This window comes from Brevundimonas sp. (assembly GCF_041919755.1).
Taxonomy (GTDB): Bacteria; Pseudomonadota; Alphaproteobacteria; order Caulobacterales; family Caulobacteraceae; genus Brevundimonas.
This window is the reverse complement of sequence record NZ_JAYRTD010000009.1, coordinates 45,163-66,771: the sequence shown is the minus strand read 5'-3', so window position 1 is coordinate 66,771 and position 21,609 is coordinate 45,163. Positions and strand designations below refer to the sequence as shown.

25 protein-coding genes are annotated in these 21,609 nt (G+C 64.1%); 8 read left to right on the top strand and 17 right to left on the bottom strand.

From position 1 onward, the window contains the following. The first annotated feature begins 45 nt into the window (after positions 1 to 45). Positions 46 to 402, top strand: coding sequence for a hypothetical protein (locus ACE3TH_RS11645; RefSeq protein WP_374599840.1), 357 nt, complete (start codon positions 46 to 48; stop codon positions 400 to 402). Positions 403 to 456: 54 nt separating this feature from the next. Here the strand turns inward: ACE3TH_RS11645 and ACE3TH_RS11640 are convergent, their stop codons facing one another. Beyond that, positions 457 to 1,485, bottom strand: coding sequence for a 2'-deoxycytidine 5'-triphosphate deaminase (locus tag ACE3TH_RS11640; RefSeq protein ID WP_374599839.1), 1,029 nt, complete (start codon positions 1,483 to 1,485; stop codon positions 457 to 459). Between the two features lie 80 nt (positions 1,486 to 1,565). Here ACE3TH_RS11640 and apaG point away from each other — a divergent pair, with 80 nt between their 5' ends. Then, entirely contained in the window at positions 1,566 to 1,973 is a 408-nt protein-coding gene (gene apaG, locus ACE3TH_RS11635; RefSeq protein WP_374599838.1) for a Co2+/Mg2+ efflux protein ApaG, read from the top strand. A gap of 394 nt (positions 1,974 to 2,367) precedes the next feature. Here apaG and ACE3TH_RS11630 read toward each other — a convergent pair whose 3' ends face one another. After that, the gene (locus ACE3TH_RS11630) at positions 2,368 to 2,877 is read right to left on the bottom strand and encodes a GcrA family cell cycle regulator (RefSeq protein WP_374599837.1); all 510 of its coding nucleotides are present in this window, start codon (positions 2,875 to 2,877) and stop codon (positions 2,368 to 2,370) included. A gap of 205 nt (positions 2,878 to 3,082) precedes the next feature. Between ACE3TH_RS11630 and ACE3TH_RS11625 the strand changes: the two genes are divergently transcribed. From ACE3TH_RS11625 to ACE3TH_RS11615, 3 genes are read left to right on the top strand one after another with little or no spacing between them, the layout of a single operon-like run. Next, positions 3,083 to 3,418, top strand: a complete 336-nt coding sequence (locus tag ACE3TH_RS11625; protein ID WP_374599836.1) for a hypothetical protein — start codon at positions 3,083 to 3,085, stop codon at positions 3,416 to 3,418. A 39-nt stretch (positions 3,419 to 3,457) separates the two neighbouring features. Beyond that, complete coding sequence (locus ACE3TH_RS11620; protein ID WP_374599835.1) at positions 3,458 to 4,759, top strand: MFS transporter; 1,302 nt, start codon at positions 3,458 to 3,460, stop codon at positions 4,757 to 4,759. A gap of 36 nt (positions 4,760 to 4,795) precedes the next feature. After that, positions 4,796 to 5,230, top strand: coding sequence for an SRPBCC family protein (locus tag ACE3TH_RS11615; RefSeq protein ID WP_374599834.1), 435 nt, complete (start codon positions 4,796 to 4,798; stop codon positions 5,228 to 5,230). A 26-nt stretch (positions 5,231 to 5,256) separates the two neighbouring features. On the opposite strand, the gene ACE3TH_RS11610 is transcribed toward ACE3TH_RS11615, so the two are convergent. The 9 genes from ACE3TH_RS11610 to ACE3TH_RS11570 form a co-directional block, all read right to left on the bottom strand. Continuing rightward, the gene (locus tag ACE3TH_RS11610) at positions 5,257 to 6,243 is read right to left on the bottom strand and encodes a type II secretion system F family protein (RefSeq protein WP_374599833.1); all 987 of its coding nucleotides are present in this window, start codon (positions 6,241 to 6,243) and stop codon (positions 5,257 to 5,259) included. Positions 6,244 to 6,252: 9 nt separating this feature from the next. Then, positions 6,253 to 7,230 carry a type II secretion system F family protein gene (locus tag ACE3TH_RS11605; protein ID WP_374599832.1) on the bottom strand — a complete coding sequence of 326 codons (978 nt, stop codon included), beginning with the start codon at positions 7,228 to 7,230 and terminating at the stop codon, positions 6,253 to 6,255. 6 nt (positions 7,231 to 7,236) lie between these two features. Further along, positions 7,237 to 8,865: a CpaF family protein gene (locus ACE3TH_RS11600; RefSeq protein WP_374599831.1), complete on the bottom strand. Its 1,629-nt coding sequence runs from the start codon at positions 8,863 to 8,865 to the stop codon at positions 7,237 to 7,239. A 3-nt stretch (positions 8,866 to 8,868) separates the two neighbouring features. Continuing rightward, positions 8,869 to 10,575, bottom strand: coding sequence for an AAA family ATPase (locus tag ACE3TH_RS11595; protein ID WP_374599830.1), 1,707 nt, complete (start codon positions 10,573 to 10,575; stop codon positions 8,869 to 8,871). Between the two features lie 5 nt (positions 10,576 to 10,580). After that, positions 10,581 to 11,249, bottom strand: coding sequence for a CpaD family pilus assembly protein (locus tag ACE3TH_RS11590; protein WP_374599829.1), 669 nt, complete (start codon positions 11,247 to 11,249; stop codon positions 10,581 to 10,583). Between the two features lie 8 nt (positions 11,250 to 11,257). Continuing rightward, positions 11,258 to 12,655, bottom strand: coding sequence for a type II and III secretion system protein family protein (locus ACE3TH_RS11585; protein ID WP_374599828.1), 1,398 nt, complete (start codon positions 12,653 to 12,655; stop codon positions 11,258 to 11,260). Continuing rightward, the gene (gene cpaB / locus ACE3TH_RS11580; protein WP_374599827.1) at positions 12,652 to 13,563 is read right to left on the bottom strand and encodes a Flp pilus assembly protein CpaB; all 912 of its coding nucleotides are present in this window, start codon (positions 13,561 to 13,563) and stop codon (positions 12,652 to 12,654) included. The genes ACE3TH_RS11585 and cpaB overlap by 4 nt, the downstream gene beginning before the upstream one ends. Before the next feature lie 133 nt (positions 13,564 to 13,696). Beyond that, the gene (locus ACE3TH_RS11575) at positions 13,697 to 14,209 is read right to left on the bottom strand and encodes a prepilin peptidase (RefSeq protein ID WP_374599826.1); all 513 of its coding nucleotides are present in this window, start codon (positions 14,207 to 14,209) and stop codon (positions 13,697 to 13,699) included. A 117-nt stretch (positions 14,210 to 14,326) separates the two neighbouring features. Further along, on the bottom strand, positions 14,327 to 14,494 hold the full coding sequence (locus ACE3TH_RS11570; RefSeq protein ID WP_374599825.1) for a Flp family type IVb pilin: 168 nt from the start codon (positions 14,492 to 14,494) through the stop codon (positions 14,327 to 14,329). Positions 14,495 to 14,775: 281 nt separating this feature from the next. Here ACE3TH_RS11570 and ACE3TH_RS11565 point away from each other — a divergent pair, with 281 nt between their 5' ends. The 3 genes from ACE3TH_RS11565 to ACE3TH_RS11555 are packed head-to-tail and all read left to right on the top strand — an operon-like array spanning position 14,776 to position 16,306. Then, on the top strand, positions 14,776 to 15,207 hold the full coding sequence (locus tag ACE3TH_RS11565) for a pilus assembly protein N-terminal domain-containing protein (protein ID WP_374599824.1): 432 nt from the start codon (positions 14,776 to 14,778) through the stop codon (positions 15,205 to 15,207). A gap of 5 nt (positions 15,208 to 15,212) precedes the next feature. Beyond that, on the top strand, positions 15,213 to 15,773 hold the full coding sequence (locus ACE3TH_RS11560) for a TadE/TadG family type IV pilus assembly protein (protein ID WP_374599823.1): 561 nt from the start codon (positions 15,213 to 15,215) through the stop codon (positions 15,771 to 15,773). Next, positions 15,770 to 16,306: a TadE/TadG family type IV pilus assembly protein gene (locus tag ACE3TH_RS11555; protein WP_374599822.1), complete on the top strand. Its 537-nt coding sequence runs from the start codon at positions 15,770 to 15,772 to the stop codon at positions 16,304 to 16,306. Before ACE3TH_RS11560 ends, ACE3TH_RS11555 begins: the two co-directional genes overlap by 4 nt. Here ACE3TH_RS11555 and ACE3TH_RS11550 read toward each other — a convergent pair. From ACE3TH_RS11550 to ACE3TH_RS11525, 6 genes are all read right to left on the bottom strand, one after another. Continuing rightward, positions 16,258 to 17,598, bottom strand: a complete 1,341-nt coding sequence (locus ACE3TH_RS11550) for an anthranilate synthase component I family protein (RefSeq protein WP_374599821.1) — start codon at positions 17,596 to 17,598, stop codon at positions 16,258 to 16,260. The two genes, ACE3TH_RS11555 and ACE3TH_RS11550, sit on opposite strands and share 49 nt — an antisense overlap. Then, entirely contained in the window at positions 17,595 to 18,374 is a 780-nt protein-coding gene (locus ACE3TH_RS11545; RefSeq protein WP_374599820.1) for a tyrosine-protein phosphatase, read from the bottom strand. Before ACE3TH_RS11545 ends, ACE3TH_RS11550 begins: the two co-directional genes overlap by 4 nt. Positions 18,375 to 18,422: 48 nt before the next feature. Beyond that, positions 18,423 to 18,752 carry a winged helix-turn-helix domain-containing protein gene (locus ACE3TH_RS11540; RefSeq protein WP_374599819.1) on the bottom strand — a complete coding sequence of 110 codons (330 nt, stop codon included), beginning with the start codon at positions 18,750 to 18,752 and terminating at the stop codon, positions 18,423 to 18,425. Next, positions 18,749 to 19,372, bottom strand: a complete 624-nt coding sequence (locus tag ACE3TH_RS11535; protein ID WP_374599818.1) for a hypothetical protein — start codon at positions 19,370 to 19,372, stop codon at positions 18,749 to 18,751. The genes ACE3TH_RS11540 and ACE3TH_RS11535 overlap by 4 nt, the downstream gene beginning before the upstream one ends. 92 nt (positions 19,373 to 19,464) lie before the next feature. Continuing rightward, the gene (locus tag ACE3TH_RS11530; protein ID WP_374599817.1) at positions 19,465 to 20,328 is read right to left on the bottom strand and encodes an SDR family NAD(P)-dependent oxidoreductase; all 864 of its coding nucleotides are present in this window, start codon (positions 20,326 to 20,328) and stop codon (positions 19,465 to 19,467) included. 12 nt (positions 20,329 to 20,340) lie between these two features. Further along, on the bottom strand, positions 20,341 to 21,582 hold the full coding sequence (locus tag ACE3TH_RS11525) for an NAD-dependent epimerase/dehydratase family protein (protein WP_374599816.1): 1,242 nt from the start codon (positions 21,580 to 21,582) through the stop codon (positions 20,341 to 20,343). Positions 21,583 to 21,609 lie beyond the last annotated feature (27 nt).

The following is a 21,609-nucleotide window of genomic DNA, read 5'->3' as shown; positions in this document are numbered from 1 at the left end:
AAGAAACTTTCCTTATATACCTACAGTCTCGAAACGGAGGTCAGCTTGCAGGATTTCACACTCATCTCGGTGCCGTGGATGCTGCAGCAGCGGGTGACTACGTTTGATGCGGACGGCTGCGAGGTAGCCGATACCGGTGAATATCAACGGCAGGGTGCGGAAACGGTCTTCATATTCGCCGAGTTCATGAAAACCAAAGCGCTGCTGCTAGCTGGCGTAGAGGTTGAACGCCGCCCAGATTTAGAGCTGAAGTTCTCTGATCTAACTTCCACCGGGCAGCAGTTTGCACGGTTTGCATTGGACAAGTGGATGCGCTCGCTCGAGAGGACGGGACCTTCCAAGCCCGTCACAGACCAAGGCCTAGAAAGACTTTGGTCGAAGTTCTTGGTGACGCAGTCATAGCTAGCCGAAGAGGCCCAGAATAATCGAAGCTATATAGCGCTCGCGTCCTAGCTCTCACCAAACCCTGAAATGCTTGCTCAGCTTCAGACCCTGGCTCTGGTAGTGGCTGCCGCCTTCGCCATACAGGCGGGTGGGGCGTTCCGTCAGGGGTTCGTAGACCAGGCGGGCGACGATCTGGCCGTGTTCCAGCAGGAACGGCGTGTCGTGGGTGCGAACCTCCAGCACGCCCTTGGACCCCGCCCCATGCGCCTCGTCCGTGCCGAAGCCTGGGTCGAAGAAGCCCGCATAGTGGACGCGGAACTCGCCCACCGACGGATCGATGGGGGTCATCTCGGCGGCCTGATCGACCGGGATTTCCACGTCGTCGGATGAGGCCAGGATGTAGAACTCGCCCGGGTCCAGCAGCAGTTCGCCGCGCCGCAGGGTCAGCGGCTCCCAGAAGTCGCGCGGGTCGTGGCCGTCGATGTGGTCCATGTTGACGACGCCGGCATGGCGGCGACCGCGATAGCCGACGATGCCGTTGTCGCCGGCCCGAAGGTCGACGCCGACGCTGCGGGTCTCCAGCTTGGGCGGTTCGCCCGCCTTCAGCCGCAACTGGTTCAGCCGCGTGCCGGGCTTCACCAGGATGGAAAAGGTCTGTGGCGCGATCTCCATGTACAGCGGCCCGTCATAACCCTCGGCGACATCGTCGAACGAGGCCCCCTGATCGGTCAGCAGGCGCACGAAGACATCGACCCGCCCCGTCGAGCTCTTGGGATTGGCGCGCGCGATCAGGCCCTTGGGCAGGCTGAGCCGCTCCTGCAGCCGGGCGATATAGACGCAGCCCTTTTCCAGCACATAGCCGCCCGACAGGTCGATGGGATGCATGGAGACGTCGGCGATCCGGTCCAGCACCTTGCGCTGGCCGGGCAGGAAGCTGGCGCGAACCCGCCAGGCCTCATTGGACAGGCGCAGGTCCAGACTGGCCGGCTGGACCTGATCGGCGTCGAAGGGGGTGTCGGACACGATCGCGCCGGTGGCGATCAGCGTCTCGATGGACTGGCAGGGCAGGATGCCCGCAACGGAAAGGTCGATGGACTGCATGGGAGCCGACTTACACGAATTCGCGCCGTGTCTCCCCCTCTGACGCTTGACGTTTGGCCCACGCGGCGGACGATAGGCCGATGCACGACACCCCCGCCTATGAAGCCGAGACCGACGGCATCGTCGTCCGCGTCCGCCCCAGCTTTCTGGCGGGCCAGTCGAACCCCGACGCCGGGCGCTGGGTCTGGGCGTATCAGGTGGAGATCGTGAACCTGACCGGCTTGGCCGTTCAGCTGATGGCCCGCCACTGGACCATCACCGACGCGCGGGGTCAGGTGGAGGATGTGCGAGGCCCCGGCGTGGTCGGCGAACAGCCCGTGATCGCACCGGGCGGCAGCTATACCTACGCCTCCGGCTGCCCTCTCACGACGCCGTCCGGCTCCATGGTCGGCAGCTATGCGATGGTGGATGCCGAGGGGCGCAGCTTCGACGCCGCCATTCCGGCCTTCAGCCTGGACGTGCCGGGGCAGAGACGGGTGCTGAATTAGGGCGAGCTATCGGCACCTGGGCCTCAAGCCGCGATCGACCGCGTCGCGAGCGTTAGGCCCCGAAAACTAGGCCTCAAGCAGCAAGCGACCGCGTCGCGAGCGTTAGGCCCAAAAAAGGCCTCAAGCAGCGGAGCCGCCGCGCGGCGAGCGATAGCTCCAGAAGGAATGGTGAGGGGCTGCGTCAACCCGGATAACCGCAGCCCCGCCCCAGTCACTCGGCAGCGCATGCGGGTGCGCCGCCGAGGTGGAGGGCGGCTCTCTAGGAGCCATTCGTGACATTTCTTGGGGCGCTATCGGCTATCGCCTGCCTGAGCGCCAGGAAATGTAAATGCTGAAGGCAGCACCGGCGACGCGCTCAAGCAGCGAGCGACCGCGTCGCGAGCATTAGCGCTCCTTAAATGTACCTGCGAAGGCTGCGGGCCAGATCGTTGGAGCCGCCCTTCTTGACCTGGGGCTGGTAGGCGACGCGGGCGTGTTCGACGCAATAGACGCCTTCTGAGGCGCGGCGACCGCAGAAGGTGAACTCCGACGACGACGGGTCCCCGATCGGCCATTTGCACATGTGCGCGCCCAGGGTCATCACCGTGGCGGTGCCGGGCAGGTCGGGCATGGGCGCAGGCACCGAAGGTGCGACCGGACGCGGCTGGACCGCCTCGATGCGGCGCGGGGCCGAGGGGGCCTGGGTCGCCTGGGGCGCGGGGCGCGGACGGGCGGTGCGGAAGCTGGCGCGTGCGGGCTGCGACGGCGCGGCGCGGCCCGACAGGCCCAGACGGTGAACCTTGCCGATCACGGCATTGCGGGTGACGCCGCCGCCCAGCTGTTTGGCGATCTGGCTGGCCGACTGACCCTCCAGCCACAGCTTCGTCAGCGCACCGACGCGATCTTCTGTCCAGCCTGCGGTCATCATGCCCTCCGGGATACGGATTCAATATATGGGGTCCAGACTTCCCTCCGAAGGTCTCGACCTACCACCAATCGTAAACGAGCGCTTAATTGACGCAAGATGTGCGATTCCGTCCGTCCACAGGAACCACATCTTGTATGGTTAATCGCCATTGCGTTGAAACGCCGCCCTTGCGTCCGGCCCGGCTAACGGCGATCTGGCGGACATGGATCTGAAGACCGCAAAAACCCGCTGGCGCGACGTCGTCCTGGTCTGTCGCAAGTGCCAGAAGAAGCTGGACGGCGGTTTCGGCCCTGACGGCGACAAGACGCTGAAGAAGGCGCTGCGCAAATATCTGAAGGCGGGCAAGGGACGTAAGGCCGAGCTGGCCGTGGTCAGTATCGATTGTTTCGACGTCTGCCCGAAGAATGCGGTGGTGGCCGTCAATGCCGCCAACCCCAAGGCCCTGCTGATCGTCCCGGCGGGGGCCGACCTCTTCGAGGTCAAAGCGCGGCTGGGGCTGGACGACGACCGGCGGCTGAAGGCGTTTCCTGCCGACTGATAGGGTGACCTGTCGCAGTCACGGGTCTAGGACTGGGGCGTGAACCTCCGCTCGCCCGCCTTTGCCATCCTGTTCTGCGTCAGCCTGATCGCGGCGGCGGGCAACATGGCGTTGCAGTCCGTGCTGCCCAATATCGGACGGGCGTTCGAGTTGCGCGACACGCTGGTGTCCGCCGCCTTCGCCATCTCCGCCCTGATGTGGACCGTCGCCTCGCCCTTCTGGGCGCGGCTGTCGGACCGGCTGGGGCGCAAGAAGGTCATGATGATCGGCCTGACCGGCTTCGTCCTGTCGATGACCGGTTTCGGCCTGGCGACGACGGCGGGGCTGGAGCGGTGGCTGGGCGTGGGCCTGGCCTTTGCGCTGATGGCCATCGCGCGGACGATCTATGGCGTGTTCGGCTCGGCCGCCCCCATTGCCTCGCAAGCCTATGTTGCGGACCGCACAACGCCGGAACAGCGCACCCAGGCCATGTCCCTACTGGCCTCGGCGCAGGGGCTGGGCACGGTGATCGGGCCGACCCTGGCGCCCCTTTTCGTCCTGCCGCTGATCGGTCTGGCAGGACCCATGTACGGCTTCGCGGCCTTGGGTCTGATCGCCCTGATCGTCGTCTGGCGGCGTCTGCCCAGCGGAGATGTGGTCCGCACCCCCTCGCCCAGCGGGCGGCGCGACACGACCGGCAAGGGCCTGTGGAAGGACCCGCGCGTGCGGGACTATCTGCTGTATGGCCTGCTGATCACCGGGGCCCAGGCGATCAACATCTCGGTCCTGGGCTTCCACATCATCGACGAACTGGCGGTGATGGGCACCCGAGCCGCCGACACCCAGCCCTTCATCGCCCTGGCCATGTTCGCGGGCGCGGCGGCGACCCTGCTGGCCCAATGGGGGTTGATCCCGCTCCTGAAGCTGCAACCGCGGGACCTCATGCGCTGGGGGGCCGGGCTGGCACTGGTCGGCAATCTGCTCAGCATCGCCTCGCCCGGCTATTATGGCGTGGTCATGGGATATGCGGTGGTGTCGATGGGCGTCGGCTTTGCCCGGCCCGGCTTCACCGCCGGATCGTCCCTGGCCGTGGGCAGCCACGAGCAGGGCGCGGTCGCCGGGCTGATGATGTCGCTGGCGGGCCTCAGCTTTCTGGCCCCGCCCGTGATCGGCGTGGCCCTGTATGAACTGGCCGAGCCCGGCCCCTTCATCGCCAATGCCCTGATGCTGGCGGTGGCCACCCTGTTGTGCTTCGTCAGCCCGCGCCTGCGCGTCGGGCCCGAAGACTTGCCGGGCCGCGAGGAGACGCCGTCAGCCGACACGCCCCCGGCGTCGCAGCCCGGCCCCGAAGGCAATCGCTGACTTTAACTTGCCCGGAAGTCGTGCCAGATCAGCGGCATGACCACGATCGCACGCATCGAGAAACGCTTCGGCATCCAAGCCCCTGTCGACCAGATCTGGGCCGTAATCGAACAGCTGGACAGCTGGCACCGCTGGAACCCGATCGAAAAGGACATCAGCGGCGCCATCGCCTTCGGCGGCAAGGTGGACCTGACGGAGACGCTTCCGGGAACCACCCCGCGACAGGTGGAGGCGACGGTCAGCGACTGGCAACCCAATTCCCAGCTGGTCTGGACCGAAAAGCGCGGCCTGTGGTTCCAGTCCATGCGCTATTTCGAGATCGAGGAGCTGGAGCCGGGCAGCAGCATCGTCGCCAACGGCTATATCTTCACCGGCCTGCGCGGCGAGATGCATTTCGACAAGCACAAGAAGACCCTGCGCGGGGCCGTCGAGGCCGTGGCCGAGGGCTGGCGCACCGCCATTCAGGTCTGACGAGGGTAGGGCAGTTATGCCTACTCCTAGCCGCCCCTGGCCATCGTATCTTGGATATTGATGATCGCCGGCGTCAGAATGACGATGAAGAGAACCGGCAGGAAGAAGAGGATCATTGGCACGGTGAGCTTGGCGGGCAAAGCAGCCGCCTTCTTCTCAGCTGCGGACATGCGCAGTTCCCGGTTCTCCTTGGCCATAACGCGCAGAGCGGTCGATAGCGGAGTGCCGTACGTTTCAGCTTGCGTCATCGCAGTGGCTACGGATTTGACGCCTGGATGATTTGTCCGCTTTGCCAGACCCTCATATGCCATTCTTCTGTCGGGCAGGTAGCTGAGTTCGGCCGACAACAGCGTCAGTTCCTCAGCGAGGTCGATGGATGAGGAACCGATTTCTTGGCTGACCTTAGTGATTGCAGCTTCGATCGACATCCCGGCCTCCACGCAGATCAGCAGAAGATCCAAGGCATCGGGAAACGCCTGCATGATGGATTGACGACGTTTCGCAATCCGGTTTTGTAGAAAGATGTTCGGTGCATAGAAGCCGATGGCCGCAGCGAACATTACGATCGACACCCGCATCATCACCGGCAGTCCGAAGTCGTTCAGCACGAAAACGTAGAGCGCCGCGATGAACAGCAGAACAAATGGCAGCGAAAAGCGGAAGAAATAGAAGGTCGTCAGCGGTTTCGGCCCTCGATAACCTGCCTGGGCCATCTGCTCGGCGACCTTGGGATCCTCAAGCATCTTCGACAGATTAAGCTTTTCGACGACTGTCTTTTTGAAGCCATCGTCGGTGTGGCGAAGGACGCCAGGGGTGTTCTGGGTGGCAATAGCTTGGCGGGACCGGCGCTTGAGTTCGTCGCGTCGCACGGCCACGGCCTTCATGCGGTTCTCAAGCTTCACACCGCCGCCGAACGACCCCAGCAAGGTCATGATCGTGGCAAAGACGAGGATGCCGACGCCTATGCTGAGTAGGTTCTGAACATTGGTGAAGAACGCGATGATGTCGCTCATGTCTGAGTCCTAGAACTTGAACGAAATCATCTTCTTCATCACGAAAATCCCCATGGTCATCATAACGATGGCGATCAGCAGCATGAACTGACCACGGGTTTCGGTGAAGAGCTTGGCCATGTAGTCAGGCGTGGTCACACTGACGAGGATCATGACCACAGGCGGCAGGGACGCGATGATCCCGGCGGAAGCGGTAGCCTCGGACGATAGCGCCTTGATCTTTTCACCCATCATGCGTCGCGCCCTCAGTACGACAGACAGGTTGTTCAACGCCTCGGCAAGATTGCCGCCTGTCTTCTGCTGGATAGCGATCACGATGGTGAAGAACTTCAACTCTGGCGTCGGCATCCGCTCATACATCTTGTCCAGGGCCTGACTGAGCGTCAGACCGACGCCCAGGCCCTCAACGAGGGTCTGGAACTCGGGTCCGAGTGGCAGCGGCGCTTCCTTGGCGATGATCTTGAAGCAGTCGTGTACGGGCAGGCCTGACTTGATGCCGCGGACTATGACGTCAACTGCATCTGCGAAGGCCGAGGAGAACTTGGCCCTGCGACGCTTTCCCAGAAAACCGACGATCCAGCGTGGCAGACCTAACCCCATGACGAAGCCGATGCCCAGCGCGATGAGAATATTCAGTCCAAAGATCAACGGCGGGAGAACGAACACGACGCCAGTCACCGCGCTCAGAATCCAGAAGAGCGTGACGGGCATTTTCAAACCGGCCTGCTTAAGCTTGGCAGCGACGGTAACGCGGGCCTTGCGCTCTCGGCGCTCAGATTCCTGAAGCTGCAGCATGATCTGCTTGCGACGGGCTTCAGGCGTGTTGGCTGCTGCCGCCTTGCGAGATGAAGCATTGCCGCTACTGGCCCCGGTAAAGGTCTGGGCGCGTTTCAGCGCCTGCTCACTGGAATCGCCGCCGCCGACGAAGGCCCAGCCCAGGCCGCCGATGGTGATGAAGGCCAGTACGGCGGCGAGGATCGGCAGCATCGTCTGTTACTCCGCCGCGTCCAGGGCCTCGGCCAGCTCGCGCTCCAGACCGTAATAGCGGGCGCGGTCCCAGAAGCGCGGGCGCGCGATGCCGGTCGAGCGGTGACGGCCGATGATCTTGCCGTGCTCGTCCTCGCCGGTGATCTCATAGACGAACAGGTCCTGGGTCACGATGACGTCGCCTTCCAGCCCCACCACCTCGGTGATGTGGGTGATGCGGCGCGAGCCGTCGCGCAGACGCGCGGCCTGAACGATGACGTCGACCGAGCCGACGATCATCTCGCGGATCGTCTTGGACGGCAGGCCATAGCCGCCCATGGTGATCATGGACTCCATCCGGCTGATGGCTTCGCGTGGACTGTTGGCGTGCAGCGTGCCCATGGAGCCGTCGTGACCCGTGTTCATGGCCTGCAGCAGGTCGAAGGCCTCGGGTCCGCGCACCTCGCCGACGATGATGCGCTCGGGGCGCATCCGCAGACAGTTCTTGACCAGATCCCGCATGGTGATGGTCCCCTGACCTTCCAGATTGGGCGGGCGGGTTTCCAGGCGGACCACGTGCGGCTGCTGCAGCTGCAGCTCGGCGGCATCCTCGCAGGTGATGACGCGCTCGGTCGGGTCGATGAAGGCGGTCAGGGTGTTCAGCAGGGTCGTCTTGCCCGACCCCGTACCGCCCGAGATCACCAAATTGCATCGCGACGCGCCGATGACGCCCAGAACGCGGGCCCCTTCGGGACTGATGGAGGCGAACTCCACCAGGTTCTTCATCGTCAGCTTGTCCTTCTTGAACTTCCGGATCGTCAGCGTCGGGCCGTCGATCGCCAGCGGCGGGGCGATGACGTTGACGCGTGAGCCGTCGGCCAGACGCGCGTCGCAGATGGGGCTGCTTTCATCGACGCGGCGACCGACCTGCGACACGATCCGCTGACAGATGTTCATCAGCTGGGCGTTGTCGCGGAATCGAATATTGGTCAGCTGGACCTTGCCGTTGACCTCGATGAAGACACGTCCCGCGCCATTGACCATGATGTCGGCGATGTCGTCGCGGCTCAGCAGCGGCTCCAGCGGGCCATAGCCCAGGACGTCGTTGACGATGTCCTGGACCAGATGCTCCTGCTCGGCCACCGACATGGAGACGTTCTTGATCGCCACCAGTTCGGCGACGATGTCGCGGATTTCCTCCGCCGCCGCCTTGGCTTCCAGACCGGCCAGCTGGGCCAGGTCGATGGTGTTCATCAGGGCGTTGAAGATGGTCGTCTTGGTGGCGTGATAATAGTCCGACTGCTCGCGGACGATCTCGGCGACGGCCTGGGCCTTCTTCAGCTGTTCGAAGCCGGCAGTGGCCTTGGGGCCGGGGCCGTCCTTGGGCTTGGTCTCGACCTCGCGCGGGCGATTGGCCAGGGCGTCCAGCCGGTCGGCGGCTTCCGACGCCGGTCGAGCCGCGGCGGTGTCCCTCTGCCGCGGCGCCGGGTCGGCTGCGGGCTGGGTCGTGGCGAAGGCCATCGGCTGTACCGCCGGGGCCTCGTCCAGCATCAGGTCGTCATTGCCGCCCACCACCGGCTTGGGCAGGGGCGCGGACGCCGCTGCGCGCGGGACGGGCGGGGGACTGCCTGGCTGACCTGTACGTTTGCCGAACACGGATCAGGACTTCTTCTTGAACAGGCCGGCGAACAGGGACTTGCCTGCGGGCTTGGAACCGGACGGCGCCGGCAGGGCCCGCATCTTCGAGGGCTGGGCCTGGGGCAGTTCGCGCTGGGACACGATCTGGGCCAGGGTCTGGAAGGCTTCCGCCGCCTTGGACTTGGCCCCGGCGTCGACGATCATCTGGCCGTTGTTGGCGGCGGTACCGAAGGTCTTGGGATCGAAGGGAATGATCAGGCTCGGGTGGACGCCCAGGGCTGTGCCGAAATCCTTGGCCGGGATTTCCGGGCGACCGGGCACGCCGACCTGGTTCAGAACCAGACGCGGCGGGGCATCATTCGGACGCCCCTGACGGATCAGGTCCATCATGTTCTTGGCATTGCGCAAGCTGGCCAGATCGGGCGTGGCCACCACCACCACCTCATCGGCGGTGATCAGGGTGCGACGCATCCAGCCCGACCACAGGTGCGGCAAATCGAGGATCACGAACGGAGCCGTCGAGCGGATCTGGCTGGTCACCTCCTCGAAGGCGTCGGCTGAGATGTCCCAGTCGGTATCGAGTGTGGCGGGTGCCGCGAACAGGCTCAGCTTGTCGGTGCAGCGGACCATCATACGGTCCAGCAGTGTGGCATCCAGCCGGTCCGGCTGAGTCAGGGCGTCGGCGACGCCGTTCAGCGGGTCCTGGTTGAAATCCAGTCCGGCCGTGCCGAACGGCAGGTCATAGTCGACGATAACCGTATTCGCCCCGATCTTCTCGCTGATAGCATAGGCGGTGTTGTGCGCGACCGAACTGGCCCCCGAACCGCCGCGCGCGCCGACGAAGGCGATCGAACGACCGATGAAGGGCTGGGCCGGGTCGGCGAACAGGCCGCCGATGGCGGTGATCAGTTGCAGTGGCTGCAACGGCGCGACCAGATATTCGCTGACCCCGCGCCGCATCAGTTCGCGGAACAGAAGGATGTCGTTGGTCGGGCCGATGACCACGACTTTCGTGCCCGCGTCACAGACCTCGGCCAGCTGATCAACTTCCCAAAGCAGTCGCTGTGGATCGCTGAGACATTCGACAACGATAAGGGGCGGGGTGGGCTCGTGCTGATAGGCCTCGACGGCCGCGGGAATGCCGCCTATCCGAATCTGGGTCGTGGCCCGCGACAGCCTCCGGTCCTGAGCCGCGCGATCGGCGGCGGCCAGGGTGTCCTGACGCTCGGCGAAGATGTGGATGGCAATGCGCGGCACCAACACTTCGGGCGTCGTCGTGACTGGCGGCGAAAAGGCAGCAGACGCGCCCGCAACCATTTCACCGACCGGATTGTAACCCGAGGTGCCGTGGCCCTGTTCGACGGGACGAATGGCCGGCATGACCGCGCTCGTGGGTGTCGAAGAGCCTGGCACGTCCTGCGCGGGAACGTGCATAGCAAGGGGAGCCGAGGCCTCGGGCGAGGCGACGGCGGTCCAGTCGGCTGGCGCGTCCGCCATCGTGGCGGCAGGAGTGCTGGGGGGCATGGGGGCGATCCCGGCCGGAGCCGTGAAGCGGAGCGGAGCCCGCTCTTCCGCACTCTGCGCCGGAGCCTGGACGAAGCCGGGATGAGCTGATGCCGCCGTGGGATGGGGTGCGTGGCCCGGCGTCGGCGTCAGGTCGGCTCCCATGTCCAGATCGAAGTCCTCGTCGAAATCCTCGAAGGCGCGGGGTGCGAAGGCGTTGCTCATCGGTGCTATTCCACGGCCTCTGAAATGCGGCCAGCCACCAGAATCTCCTGTGGCGCGGCGGTCTGCTTGCCTTGGCGGTACAAGGCGAACACCACGGCAGCACGGCCGCTGTCCGAAGGTTGCAGTTCGCGCGGGGTGAGTATGTCGCGTGGATTGGCAATCTGTGCGGCCATGTTGGCTGTCACGGCGCACCCAAAGCCGCCAGTCGGCAGGTTGGAAAAGCGGGAACCCAGATTGCGCGGTTCAGCAGAACAATCCGGGACGTGCGCGCGCAAGGTTTCAAAGCCTGCCAAGACCGGAGCACGGGCGTCTGGCGCGTCATAGCCCACGACTTGGATCATATCGCCAGGCACGCCCATCGCCTGCATGGCGTCACGCATCGCATAAGCCTGTGCCGCTGCGGCGGGATCGTTCCCAGAAGGCGACTCGATGCGCAGAATGGAAGCCTGCTCGGACACGAACCGCGATACCAGCCCCCTCAGAGCCTGATGCTGATTGGCTGACAGGCCCTGATCGTGAACAGCCAGTGCAATGCGGTCGATCCCGGGCTCCACCTGCAGAACATACTGCGACAGCGGCGTCACAGGTGCGACGTTCATCTGACCAGTGCTGACCGACGAACAACCAGCCAAACCCAAGGCTATCACGGCGGCGAGTAGGGAAGCATGTTTCACGGCGGACCTCACTCGATCACGTATCCGACGGGGCCGGCCCAGCCGGTGTCGGAAGCAGTATTGGCGTTGCCGCGGCCGTACTGCTGGTTCAACTGACCAAACAGCAGGGTCTGGGCATCGTTGGCGATTACCAGACCGTCAGCAGGTGTCTGGAGGCGACCCGGTGATGTCGGCGATACGATATAGGCCTCGAGCACGATCACGAGCTCGGTCTCGCCGCTGATGTAATCGCGGGATCGGAAAAGAGCCCCCAGAACCGGAACCGAGCCCAGACCGGGAAGTTGGTCGATGTTCTGGCGCAAATCCTCGCGTAACAGGCCCGCGATCATCAGAGATCCGCCGGAAGGCAGTTCGACGGTCGATGATGCACGCCGCACATTCAAAGCAGGGATAACGAGGGCGTTGTCTGCAGTTCCCCCGAGCGTGAACGCTCCCGAGGTAGTCAGCTCCGACACCTCGGTCGATAGCTGCAACGAGATCCGCCCTTCAGACAGCACCACGGGCCGGAAGGCCAGACGGACGCCGTAAGGTTTGAATTCGATCAGAATATTGCCGTCGTTGTCACGGCCTACGGGCACTGGAAACTCGCCGCCCGCAAGAAACTCGGCGCTCTCACCATTTACCGCTGTGGTGTTGGGCTCTGCGAGGATGCGAACGAGACCGGCCCGTTCGAATGCGCGCAGGTTGGTGCTCAAGGCACCATCGTCATAACCGAGGATACCGCCTCCCAACTGGCTTCCCGCGACCGCGAAGGTCGCGTTTTGCGTGAACGTGAGACCGTCCCCGATATTGGACACCAAGGCGCTTACGTCGACGCCCAGTTGTTTGATGGCCGTGCGCTGCACCTCGATAACGCGGGCCTTGACCATCACCTGATCGGAGCCTGCAATCGTCATCATATTGATGACTTTCTCGGGGGCCGAAACGAAGGCGCGAGCGACTTGGGTGGCACGATCCGCCTCGCCCGGGCTGGACGCTGGACCAGTCAGGATGATGCTGTCGTTGACGGCCTCTGCGCGGACCTGGGATCCCGGCATCATCCGGCTGAGGGTATCTTGCAGTGCAGATACCCCTGCGTCGACGCGAATGCGCAAAGAAAGAATGGTTCTGCCAGAGGCGTCGAGGACGACAGCGTCGGTCTCGCCCGGTTGCAGCCCTATTATGGTGATGCGGCGCGGCGAGTGCAGCATGGCTTCAGCCACAATCGGATTGGGCACGATCACGTCGCGGGCATCAGCGGGCAGATCGACCGCCATTGAGGAGCCGCGCGGCAGGTTGATCAACTGGCTTCCTGACCCCATCGGCAGGGCCGCGCGAGATTGCGCCGCGGCCGGCGCAGCAGATGCAGGGATCACGACCACGGCGGTCAGCACCGCCAGACAGCCTGCGAGAATGCGGTGCTTCATTGGACTACAACCACTTCGGGGTCACCGCCGCGATAAACGCGAACGGCTGAGGATTGCGCTTGTCGGGCGGGCGTGTACGTGCGCCCCGAGGGTCCGCCGGTGTCGGCGTACGAGCGCAGCGACAGGCTGAGCTCTCCCTCCGCAACTGCCAGAGCCAGGGCCTCGGCATCAGCAGGCGCAACTTCCAGCGTCGCTGTTGCGCCAACCACTGTCTGGGCGTCATCCCCGACACGCGTGGCTTGATCGATGGCTAGAACCTTCAGATTCTGCAAGACCGTAGACGACGCAAACTTGTTGTGGTTGCCTTCGGTGGAATCGTTGTTGATCTCACGCGTCAAAACCACATCCACGCGATCGCCTGGCAGTATGAAGCCCCCTGCAGAGGTCTCCACTCCGATGCCAATCGACATGGCGCGCATGCCCGGTTCTAGATAGGCGGCCATGTAGCCACTATCGCCGGCCCGCACGATCTTGCGGGCGACGATTGGCTCACCGGCGAGGATCGGTTCACGAACGACGGAACCGACATAGTCAGCTTTCGCGCCCCCAGTGGCCAGATTGGTCGCAACGCGGGTGACCGAGGCGACCGCACCTTTGGGCTTGTCTTCCTCTGCTTCAGGTTGGGGTTCGGCAGCCGTGGGGATTGGGACGGTCCCATCGGTGATGAAGGCCGGATTGACCTCTTCAACAGCCCACTCCTTCCACGCCATGTCGCCCTCGGTCAGCCGTTGACCCGGGGCCAGATCCTTGGCGGCGACCAGGACTTGGGCCATAGGGCGCGCCTCGGCGGGCGCGGCCGTAGCGACAGCAGTTGGCTCTCCTCCCGAACCCATGGCGCGCACCACCAGGGCCAGACCGATGGCGGCGACGGCGGCGACGGCTATCACGGCGATTTTTGCAGGCTTCATCACGATCTCCGGCAGCCCCGCGCCGCGTCAGGATCGGGTCCTGTGGCGCTCTACCGTTAATAAGCATGCAGGGACGGGAGTTAACGCCCCCCTAAACACGCCGACCCATGGTTTTCGACCTATCGTGGTTCGATCAGCGGGCGAGAAAGGTGACTACGAGCGGGGAGGCTGGATAAGCGATCAGAGCGCCGGCGGCGATGGCAATGCCGTACGGAATAGCGCCCTTGGGGGCCAGCAGAGTGCCGACCCAGCCAGGAGCTCCGGGGAGTAGGGGCTGCGCATGCCGGCGGGTGAGAATGAGTACCAAGCCCAGCACACCGCCCATCACCGCGGTCCAGAGTACGAACGGCAGCGTGCCCGCAAGACCCATCCAGAGGCAGGTCGCGGCCATAAGCTTGGCGTCGCCGCCACCGAATATACGCAGAGCGAACAGAAGGATGGCAGCGAGCAGGGCGGCGACGCCGACCCCGACGTGGGTCAAGATGGACATTATTGGCAGGCCGACGGCCAAGGCTGCTGGAAAAAAGCCAATGACCAGTGCGGCAGAAATCCAGTTGGGGATCGTCATGGATGTCATGTCCTTGAGCCCCGCGACAATGGTCAGGGCCGGCATGACCGCAAGGGTGAGCACGATGAGCATTTCCATCGGTCCGTCCTAGCTTCCCAGCTATTAAAGCCAGGTTGCTCGTAGAGCAGGAATGCATGAAAAAAGGCCGGAGCGTTGGCTCCGGCCTCCCTCATCTTGGCAGCTCGAGCGCCAGTATTAGGCGGACAGCTCGTCAGAGACTTCCGTGAACTTCTCGATCAGGCCGTCGCCCACCAGGCCCAGGGCACCGATGATCGCGACGGCGATCAGGGCGGCGATCAGGCCGTATTCGATGGCGGTGGCGCCCGACTCGTCGGAAACGAACTTGGAAATGAACTTGGTCATGATTGTTCTCTTTCAAAAAAGGTCTAGCGGACAACTGTGGGAGAGGTCGGTCGCCCGCTTCACCCCCGTAACGATGCCTATAAAAACCGACCGAAGTTAAAGTCAGGTAGTAGGTCATGGTTACTTTCGCATTTACCCTCTTTTTTTAGTCCGGGTCCTCGGGCCGTCGAGCGCCTTGCTGTATTCAAGAGGACGGTGATCAAGATTTAAAGTTTGTTGAGGTTTGCGACCGATGATCGCCCAGCGCTCACGCGCGCGCCTGTTCATTGGAAGTCGACGCCATGTTTCGGACATACCCCACCTTCGCCGCCTTGGCATTGACTGTCGCCTTGGCCACGCCTGCGACGACGATCGCTCAAACGGCACCGCTGAATGTCGAGATCGACCAAGCCCTGCGCGTGCCGCTGCGTGGTGCCGCGGGGTCAGTCATCGTCGGCAACCCGCAGATCGCCGATGTTACAGTCGTGGATTCGAACACGCTGTACATCACTGGCAAGGGCTATGGAGTCACCGAGATCGTCGCCGTAGACGCTATCGGACGCACCGTTTTCCAGCGACAGATCGTGGTGACAGACGGTTCGGGTGCCGGTCGCGTGCGTGTCTGGCGTGGTGGACAGGCCACTGAAATGGCGTGCGGTACATCCTGTTCACCCACCCTGAGAGGGCCAGGCGGAGCGTCGACTGCACCCTCTTCCCCGCCAGCCTCACGGTAACAACCGTGGCGCGACTCCTCTGGCAGACGCTCGCTTTTGGCAAACGCGGCAGCAGCCGTTGCGCGCGCAGCGGACGCAAAGGCTCCTCTGCGGTGGAATTTGCTATGGTTCTGCTGCCGTTCGCTTTCATGATTTTCGCCATTCTCGAACTGGGTTTGGTGTTCGTCGTGGACTCATCTCTTTCCAACGCCACGATGGAAAGTGGACGACTTATTCGAACCGGTCAGGCTCGTGCTGCAAACATGACGCCCGAGCAGTTCCGGGATGACCTGTGTGGGAGGATGAGCGCTTTCGCAACCGACTGCGATGAACGCATTCGTATCGACGTGCGGGTCATTCCTGCTTTTGGCGCGCCCGTGCCTGACCCCATGGAGGATGGGGTCAGTTTCAACGAAAGCCAACTCGACTTTGACTACGGTACTTTCGGCAGTCCAGTCCTCGTGAGGGTCTGGTACAAGCAGCCCTTGATGACCACCTTTTTGTCGCAAGGTCTCTCGCGACTTTCCACAGAGCCGCGCAGTGCCCGCCTCATGGCTGCGACGGCCTTTCGGAATGAACCGCCATGATCGCCTTACACAAAGCGCTGAGCCGCTTCCGTCAAGATCAGACTGGTCTCGCCGCAGTCGAATTCGCGCTGCTGGCTCCCCTGATCATCCTTTTTTACTTTGGCATGGCTGAGCTATGTCAGGGTTATATGGCCCAGAAGCGTATGAGCCACGTCACGTCTATGATTGCGGACCTGACGGCTCAAGCGCAGACGGTGAACCAGAATGACCTCAACGATATCTTCAACATCGGCAATGAGATCATGCAGCCGTTCTCGCCGACACCCCTGCAGGTTCGGGTCTCAAGCGTGACCCGAGGTGCAGACGGCGTAGTCGATGTCGACTGGAGTTTCGGGCGCAACATGGAGGATCTTGAAGATCCTGTGTCAGTTCCTGCAGGCCTTATAGGAAATGGCGAGAGCCTGATCGTCGCAGAGGCGATCTACGATTATCAGTCACCCGTGGATCAGTTCTTGCCCGGCATCACCGAACTGGGGCGAGTTTTTTATCTGCGGCCGCGCGTGGTGGACAAGGTGGCCTGCTCCAACTGCTGAGCCGTCAGGGCCTCTCGCAGCGCCCTGATCTTGGCCTCTGTCTCGGTCAGCTCCGCCTCCGGATCGCTGTCGGCGACGATGCCGGCCCCGGCCAAGGTTCTGAAGCGCCAAATTCCCTTGGCCTTCTCGAAAGATGCTGTCCGGATCAGCACCGAGGCCGTCAGTTTTCCATCGTCGTCGATGTGGAACAGGCTCCCGCACCACGGGCCACGCGGGGCCTCATGTGCAGCGACCACCTTCATCGCCTGATGCTTGGGCGCGCCGGTGATGGAGCCGGGCGGGAAGGTGGCCTCCAGCAGGTCCGCAGCGCTTGTGCCGTCTCGCGCTTTCGCCACGACGGTCGAGACCAGGTGATGCACCGTCGGATGGCTTTCGATCTCGAACAGACACTCGACGCGGACTGAGCCAGCTGCCGCCACGCGCGACAGATCGTTGCGCATGAGATCGACGATCATCAGGTTTTCGGCCCGGTCCTTGGTGCTGTCGCGCAGATCGGCGGCCAGGGCCGCATCTCGCTCCGCATCGGCATCCCGCCTGCGGGTGCCCTTGATGGGCCGGGTCTCGATCCGCCCGTCGTCCGAATCGAAGGTCAGGAACAACTCGGGCGAGTTCGACACGATAGCCCGGTCGCCGATCTGCCAGAACGCTCCGAAGGCAGCCTCGCGCCCCGCCAGCCGCAGCAGCACATCGAACGGCCCGGTCTCGGGTTTCAACGTCCCGGACCAGGCCCGGGCGATATTGGCCTGAAACAGCTCGCCCGCGGCGATTCGCTTCACCACATCGGCGACGGCGGCGCGATAGGCCGACGGAGATGCCTCCTCCACGAAGTCGACGGCCGGTGCGCGCGGCACATTTGGCGTCGCAGCATGGTCGAGCCAGCGCGCCGCGCGGTCGCACGCATCCTGTGCCGCCGCCGCATCGATACCACGCCCCACGGCCTCGACTGTCCGGGCCTGATGATCGAACACCAGCAGCGCCGGATAGCGCGCCAGCATCAGGTCGGGCCAGGCCGACGCCCGCTCGCCTGTCGCCGGTCGCGCCCCGGCGTCATAGGCGATCAGGCCGACCGTGGCCGTGGCAAAATCCGGGTCGCGCAACGCCTCCAGCCGAGTGCTGTCCACCAGCGGCCCGACATGAACACGGTCCGGTTCGGCCGCCACGAAGGATCGCCGCCCCAGTGCGCCGCCGTCGGACAACAGGACCAGCAGCCCGTCGCGGTCTCTCAGCCCGTTGGCCACCGCCAGGGGCTCGCGCCAGTCGTACGCCCTCACCTGGCGCGCCATCAGGGTCATGCGCTCAACCGTTCGCCGATCCGGTCGCGCAAGGCGGCGTCCACACCCAGCGCTTGTTCCAGATAGGCGTCGACGGAGCCATGGCGCTCATTGATCGTCGACAGAGCCGTCTCGAGAAACACCGCATCGACGCCCAGAAACGCGACCACCGCTTCATGCGAGGCGACCCGGCCTGTCCGTTTCTCCAGCTGGCGCGCGATGGCGGGGGCACGGGCCTCCAGATCGACGGCGGTATTGGTCAGCACATAGTCGGCGATCATGTCGTCGCGGTGCACGCCCAGCAGATGATGCGTCAGGGCCGCCAAGGTTCCGGTGCGATCCTTTCCCACGGCGCAGTGGATCAGGACCGGCCGGTCGCTGTCGCCCAGGGCGCGGAAGTACCGGCTGAAAGTGTCCAGATGCCCCTCGTCGAACGGCAGGGTCCGGTAGGTGTCGATCATGAAGGCCCGACCGGACACGGGCGTCAGTTCCGCCTCGCGGAGAAACTTCATGTGAGGGGCCTCGCCGCCGTCGTCCAGATCGCTTTCGATGACTTGGCCGTCGAAGCTGGCCCATCGCCGCGAGGGCTGATCCCGTCGTTCGCTGGGGCGTCGCAGGTCCACCACGGTGGCGATGTTTAGGGCCTCCAGCCGTTCCAGATCCGCATCGCTGGCCCGCGCTTGATGCCCTGCGCGGAAAAGGTGGCCTGTCCTCAGCCGACGCCCGGCCGCCGTGTCGTAGTCCCCGAAGTCGCGGAAATTATCCAGGTCGTCGAAGCGATGAATGCGGTCGGTCATGGGGCGCTTCTAGCCGACCCCATGACCGCTCGCCACCGTATCGGCTTCTCAGCCCGGCGCGCCCTTTACGAGCCCCTGCATGGCGTCCAGATAGGCGATGAAGGCCTTGCGTCCCGAAGGGGTCATACTCGCCTCGGTCAGGGGCTTACGGCCCTCGAACCGCTTGGTCACCACTACGAACCCGGCATCCTCCAGCTTCCGCAGATGCACCGACAGATTGCCGTCCGTGGCTGAAAGCCGGGTCTTCAAGGTGTTGAAGTCCGCGCTCTCCACCCCCGAGAGGATCGCCATGATGCCGAGGCGAACCCGTCCGTGGATGACGTCGTCGATGCGGTTGATGTCGAAGCTGTCTTCGACCTTTGCCGCGGCCTCGCTCATTTTCCGGCCGCCCGCATGAACACATAGCCGGGCAGACCCATCAGGCCGATCAGGGCTGCCGCATAGGCTAGGTATTGCGCCGTGCTACCGGCAAAAAGGGCCAGCACGGGGGCGGCGATGAAGCTGGCGATCGACAGGATCCACATGGCCCGCGACCGGTGCATGACGGCGCTGACGGCCCAGCCGGTGGCATAGAAGACCAGGATGATCGACGGGATCAGGGCCGAGATGACGGGCAGGGTGTCCATGCCGAGTTTCCAGCCCAGCGTCACCATCGAGACGAACATCGCGAAGATGCCCCAGCCCATGGCCGACCACGCGATGGCCGAGGCCTTGTTGGCCGTTGTCAGGACCGTCTCCGTGCGCTTCAGCTGCGGCGTCGCGATGGCGATGAAGGCGGCGAAGATCACGCCGGACGCCAGCCAGGGAATCCAGACGGCATCCATACCGCCCGGCAGCAGGCCGGTCGCAAAGGCCCAATGGCACAGGCTGGCCACGCCGAACACCAGGCCGCCGGTCATCAGAAACGAACCGCCGCGCATAGGCGTCTGCGCGCCTTCCTCGGCCAGTTGCCGCATCCAGGCGATGTCGGCGGGGGTGTCGATAGGGTCATGGGTCATGATGAAGTCCTCCTTGGCCGACGACATAGGACAAGCGCTTTGCTTTGTAAAGTACATTGTCAAAACGAAATCGTGTGCAGCGTGTTGCGGCTTCACATCAGGCTTTTCAGGCCTTCGCGGTAGGTCGGATATTGGGGCCGCCAACGCAGCTCGGCCTTGGCGCGGGCATTCGAAAGCCGCTTGGAATCGAGATAGAACCGCCGCATGCCGTCGCTGACGGACGGATCGGTCCAGTCGACCGCGGGCGGTTGCGGCAGCCTCATTTCGGTGGCCGCCCATTCCATGACCGCATCTGCCGCAGCCGGTTCGTCGTCGCACAGCGTATAGGCCCGGCCCGGATGCGGCCTGGCCATGGAGGCGAACAGGCCGCTGACGACATCGTCCACATGAATGCGGTTGAACACCTGTCCGGGCTTGCGCACCCGCCGCGCCGTGCCGTCGCGCAACCGGTCGATCGGCGAGCGGCCGGGGCCGTAAAGCGCCGGCAGCCGAAAGATCTGCACCGTCAGCCCCATGCCCCGGCCCGCATCCAGCCAGTCCCGCTCGGCCCGAACGCGCCGTGCGCCCTCCAGGCTGGCGGCGTTCAGGGCGTCGTCCTCGAATGCCCAGCCCCCGTCCCGGTCGCCATAGACGGCTGTCGAGGAGATGTAGCCGATCCAGTCCGGATAGGCCCCCGATGCAGTGATCGCAGGCATGAGGACCTCCAGCCCCGGACAGCCTGACGCTCCTGGGGGCGCGGTGACGAGGATGGTCTTTGCCCTGCCAGCGGCGTGTGTCAGCGCCGCTGTATCGGCGGGGTCGATGGCCTCGAAACCGGAGGCCGCCAGCTCTGCGCGTCGCGCGGGGGCGCGGCTGGTCAGGACGACGCGATCACCGCGGGCGACCGTTTCCTTGGCGACAGCCTCGCCCAGCCAGCCGCCGCCGAAGATCAGAAGATCGGAACCGACTGCGGACACGCTGATGCGACCTCAGGCCGGGATCGCGCGCGCAGAGGCCAAACGTGTCGGAGCGGCGGTGACGGGCTTTTCCGTCTTCACCGCCTCGGCCCGTCTGCTGTTCCAGGTCGAGACGCACGGCACCTTGGCCGGATCGGCTCGGTCGGCATATCGCCGCGCGATGTCCGTCACCTCGTCCATCAGGCCTTGCGCCAGGGTGATGGGCTTGAGCCCCAGATCGCGGAACTGGTCATTGGCCACGACCAGCTCGTTCTCGTCCGCCTCCTGGCGTGGGTTGGGGACATTGTGAACCTCGGCCCCCGTCATCTCGGCGATCATGCCGGCCAGGTCGCGGACCCGGCGGCTTTCGGTCATCTGGTTCAGAATCTTGACCCGATCTCCTGTCTTCGGCGGGTTCTTCAGCGCCAGTTCGACGCAGCGCACCGTGTCCTGGATGTGGATGAAGGCCCGCGTCTGGCCGCCCGTGCCATGCACCGTCAGCGGATAGCCGACCGCCGCCTGCATCAGGAAACGGTTCAGGACGGTGCCATAGTCACCGTCGTAATCGAACCGGTTGATCAGCCGCTCGTCCCGGCGCGTCTCTTCAGTCTGGGTGCCCCAGACGATGCCCTGGTGCAGGTCGGTGATCCGCACGCCGTCGTTCTTGGCATAGAACTGGAACAGCAGGGCGTCCTGGGTCTTGGTCATGTGATAGATCGACCCCGGGTTGGGCGGGAACAGGATCTCCTGCTCGGTCGGGCCGAAGTCGGTGTCCACCGTGACCTTCAGATATCCCTCCGGAATACGCAGGCCGGCGGTCGTATAGCCATAGACTCCCATCGTTCCCAGGTGCGCCAGATGCACGTCGCGCCCACTCTCGACGATGGCCGCCAGCAGATGGTTGGTGGCATTCAGATTGTTGTCGACCGTGTACAGCTTGTGCCGGGCCGACTTCATTGAATAGGGGGCCGCGCGCTGCTCGGCGAAATGGACGACGCTGTCAGGTTGCCAGTCACGGATCAGGGCGACCAGGCGGTCGAACTCCTTGCCGACGGTCATGTTGACGAAGTCGATGGTCCTGCCGCTGACCTCCTGCCAGGCCGCGATCCGCTCGCCCATGGAGCGAATGGGCGTCAGCGACTGGACCTCCAGCTCGTTGTCGATGTTGCGGCGGCTCAGATTGTCGACGACGCAGACGTCCCAGCCCCGCGCCGACAGGTGCAGCGCCGTCGGCCAGCCGCAGAAGCCGTCACCACCCAGAACCAGTACGCGCATCGCAAACCCTTCAAATAGACCCTGCCG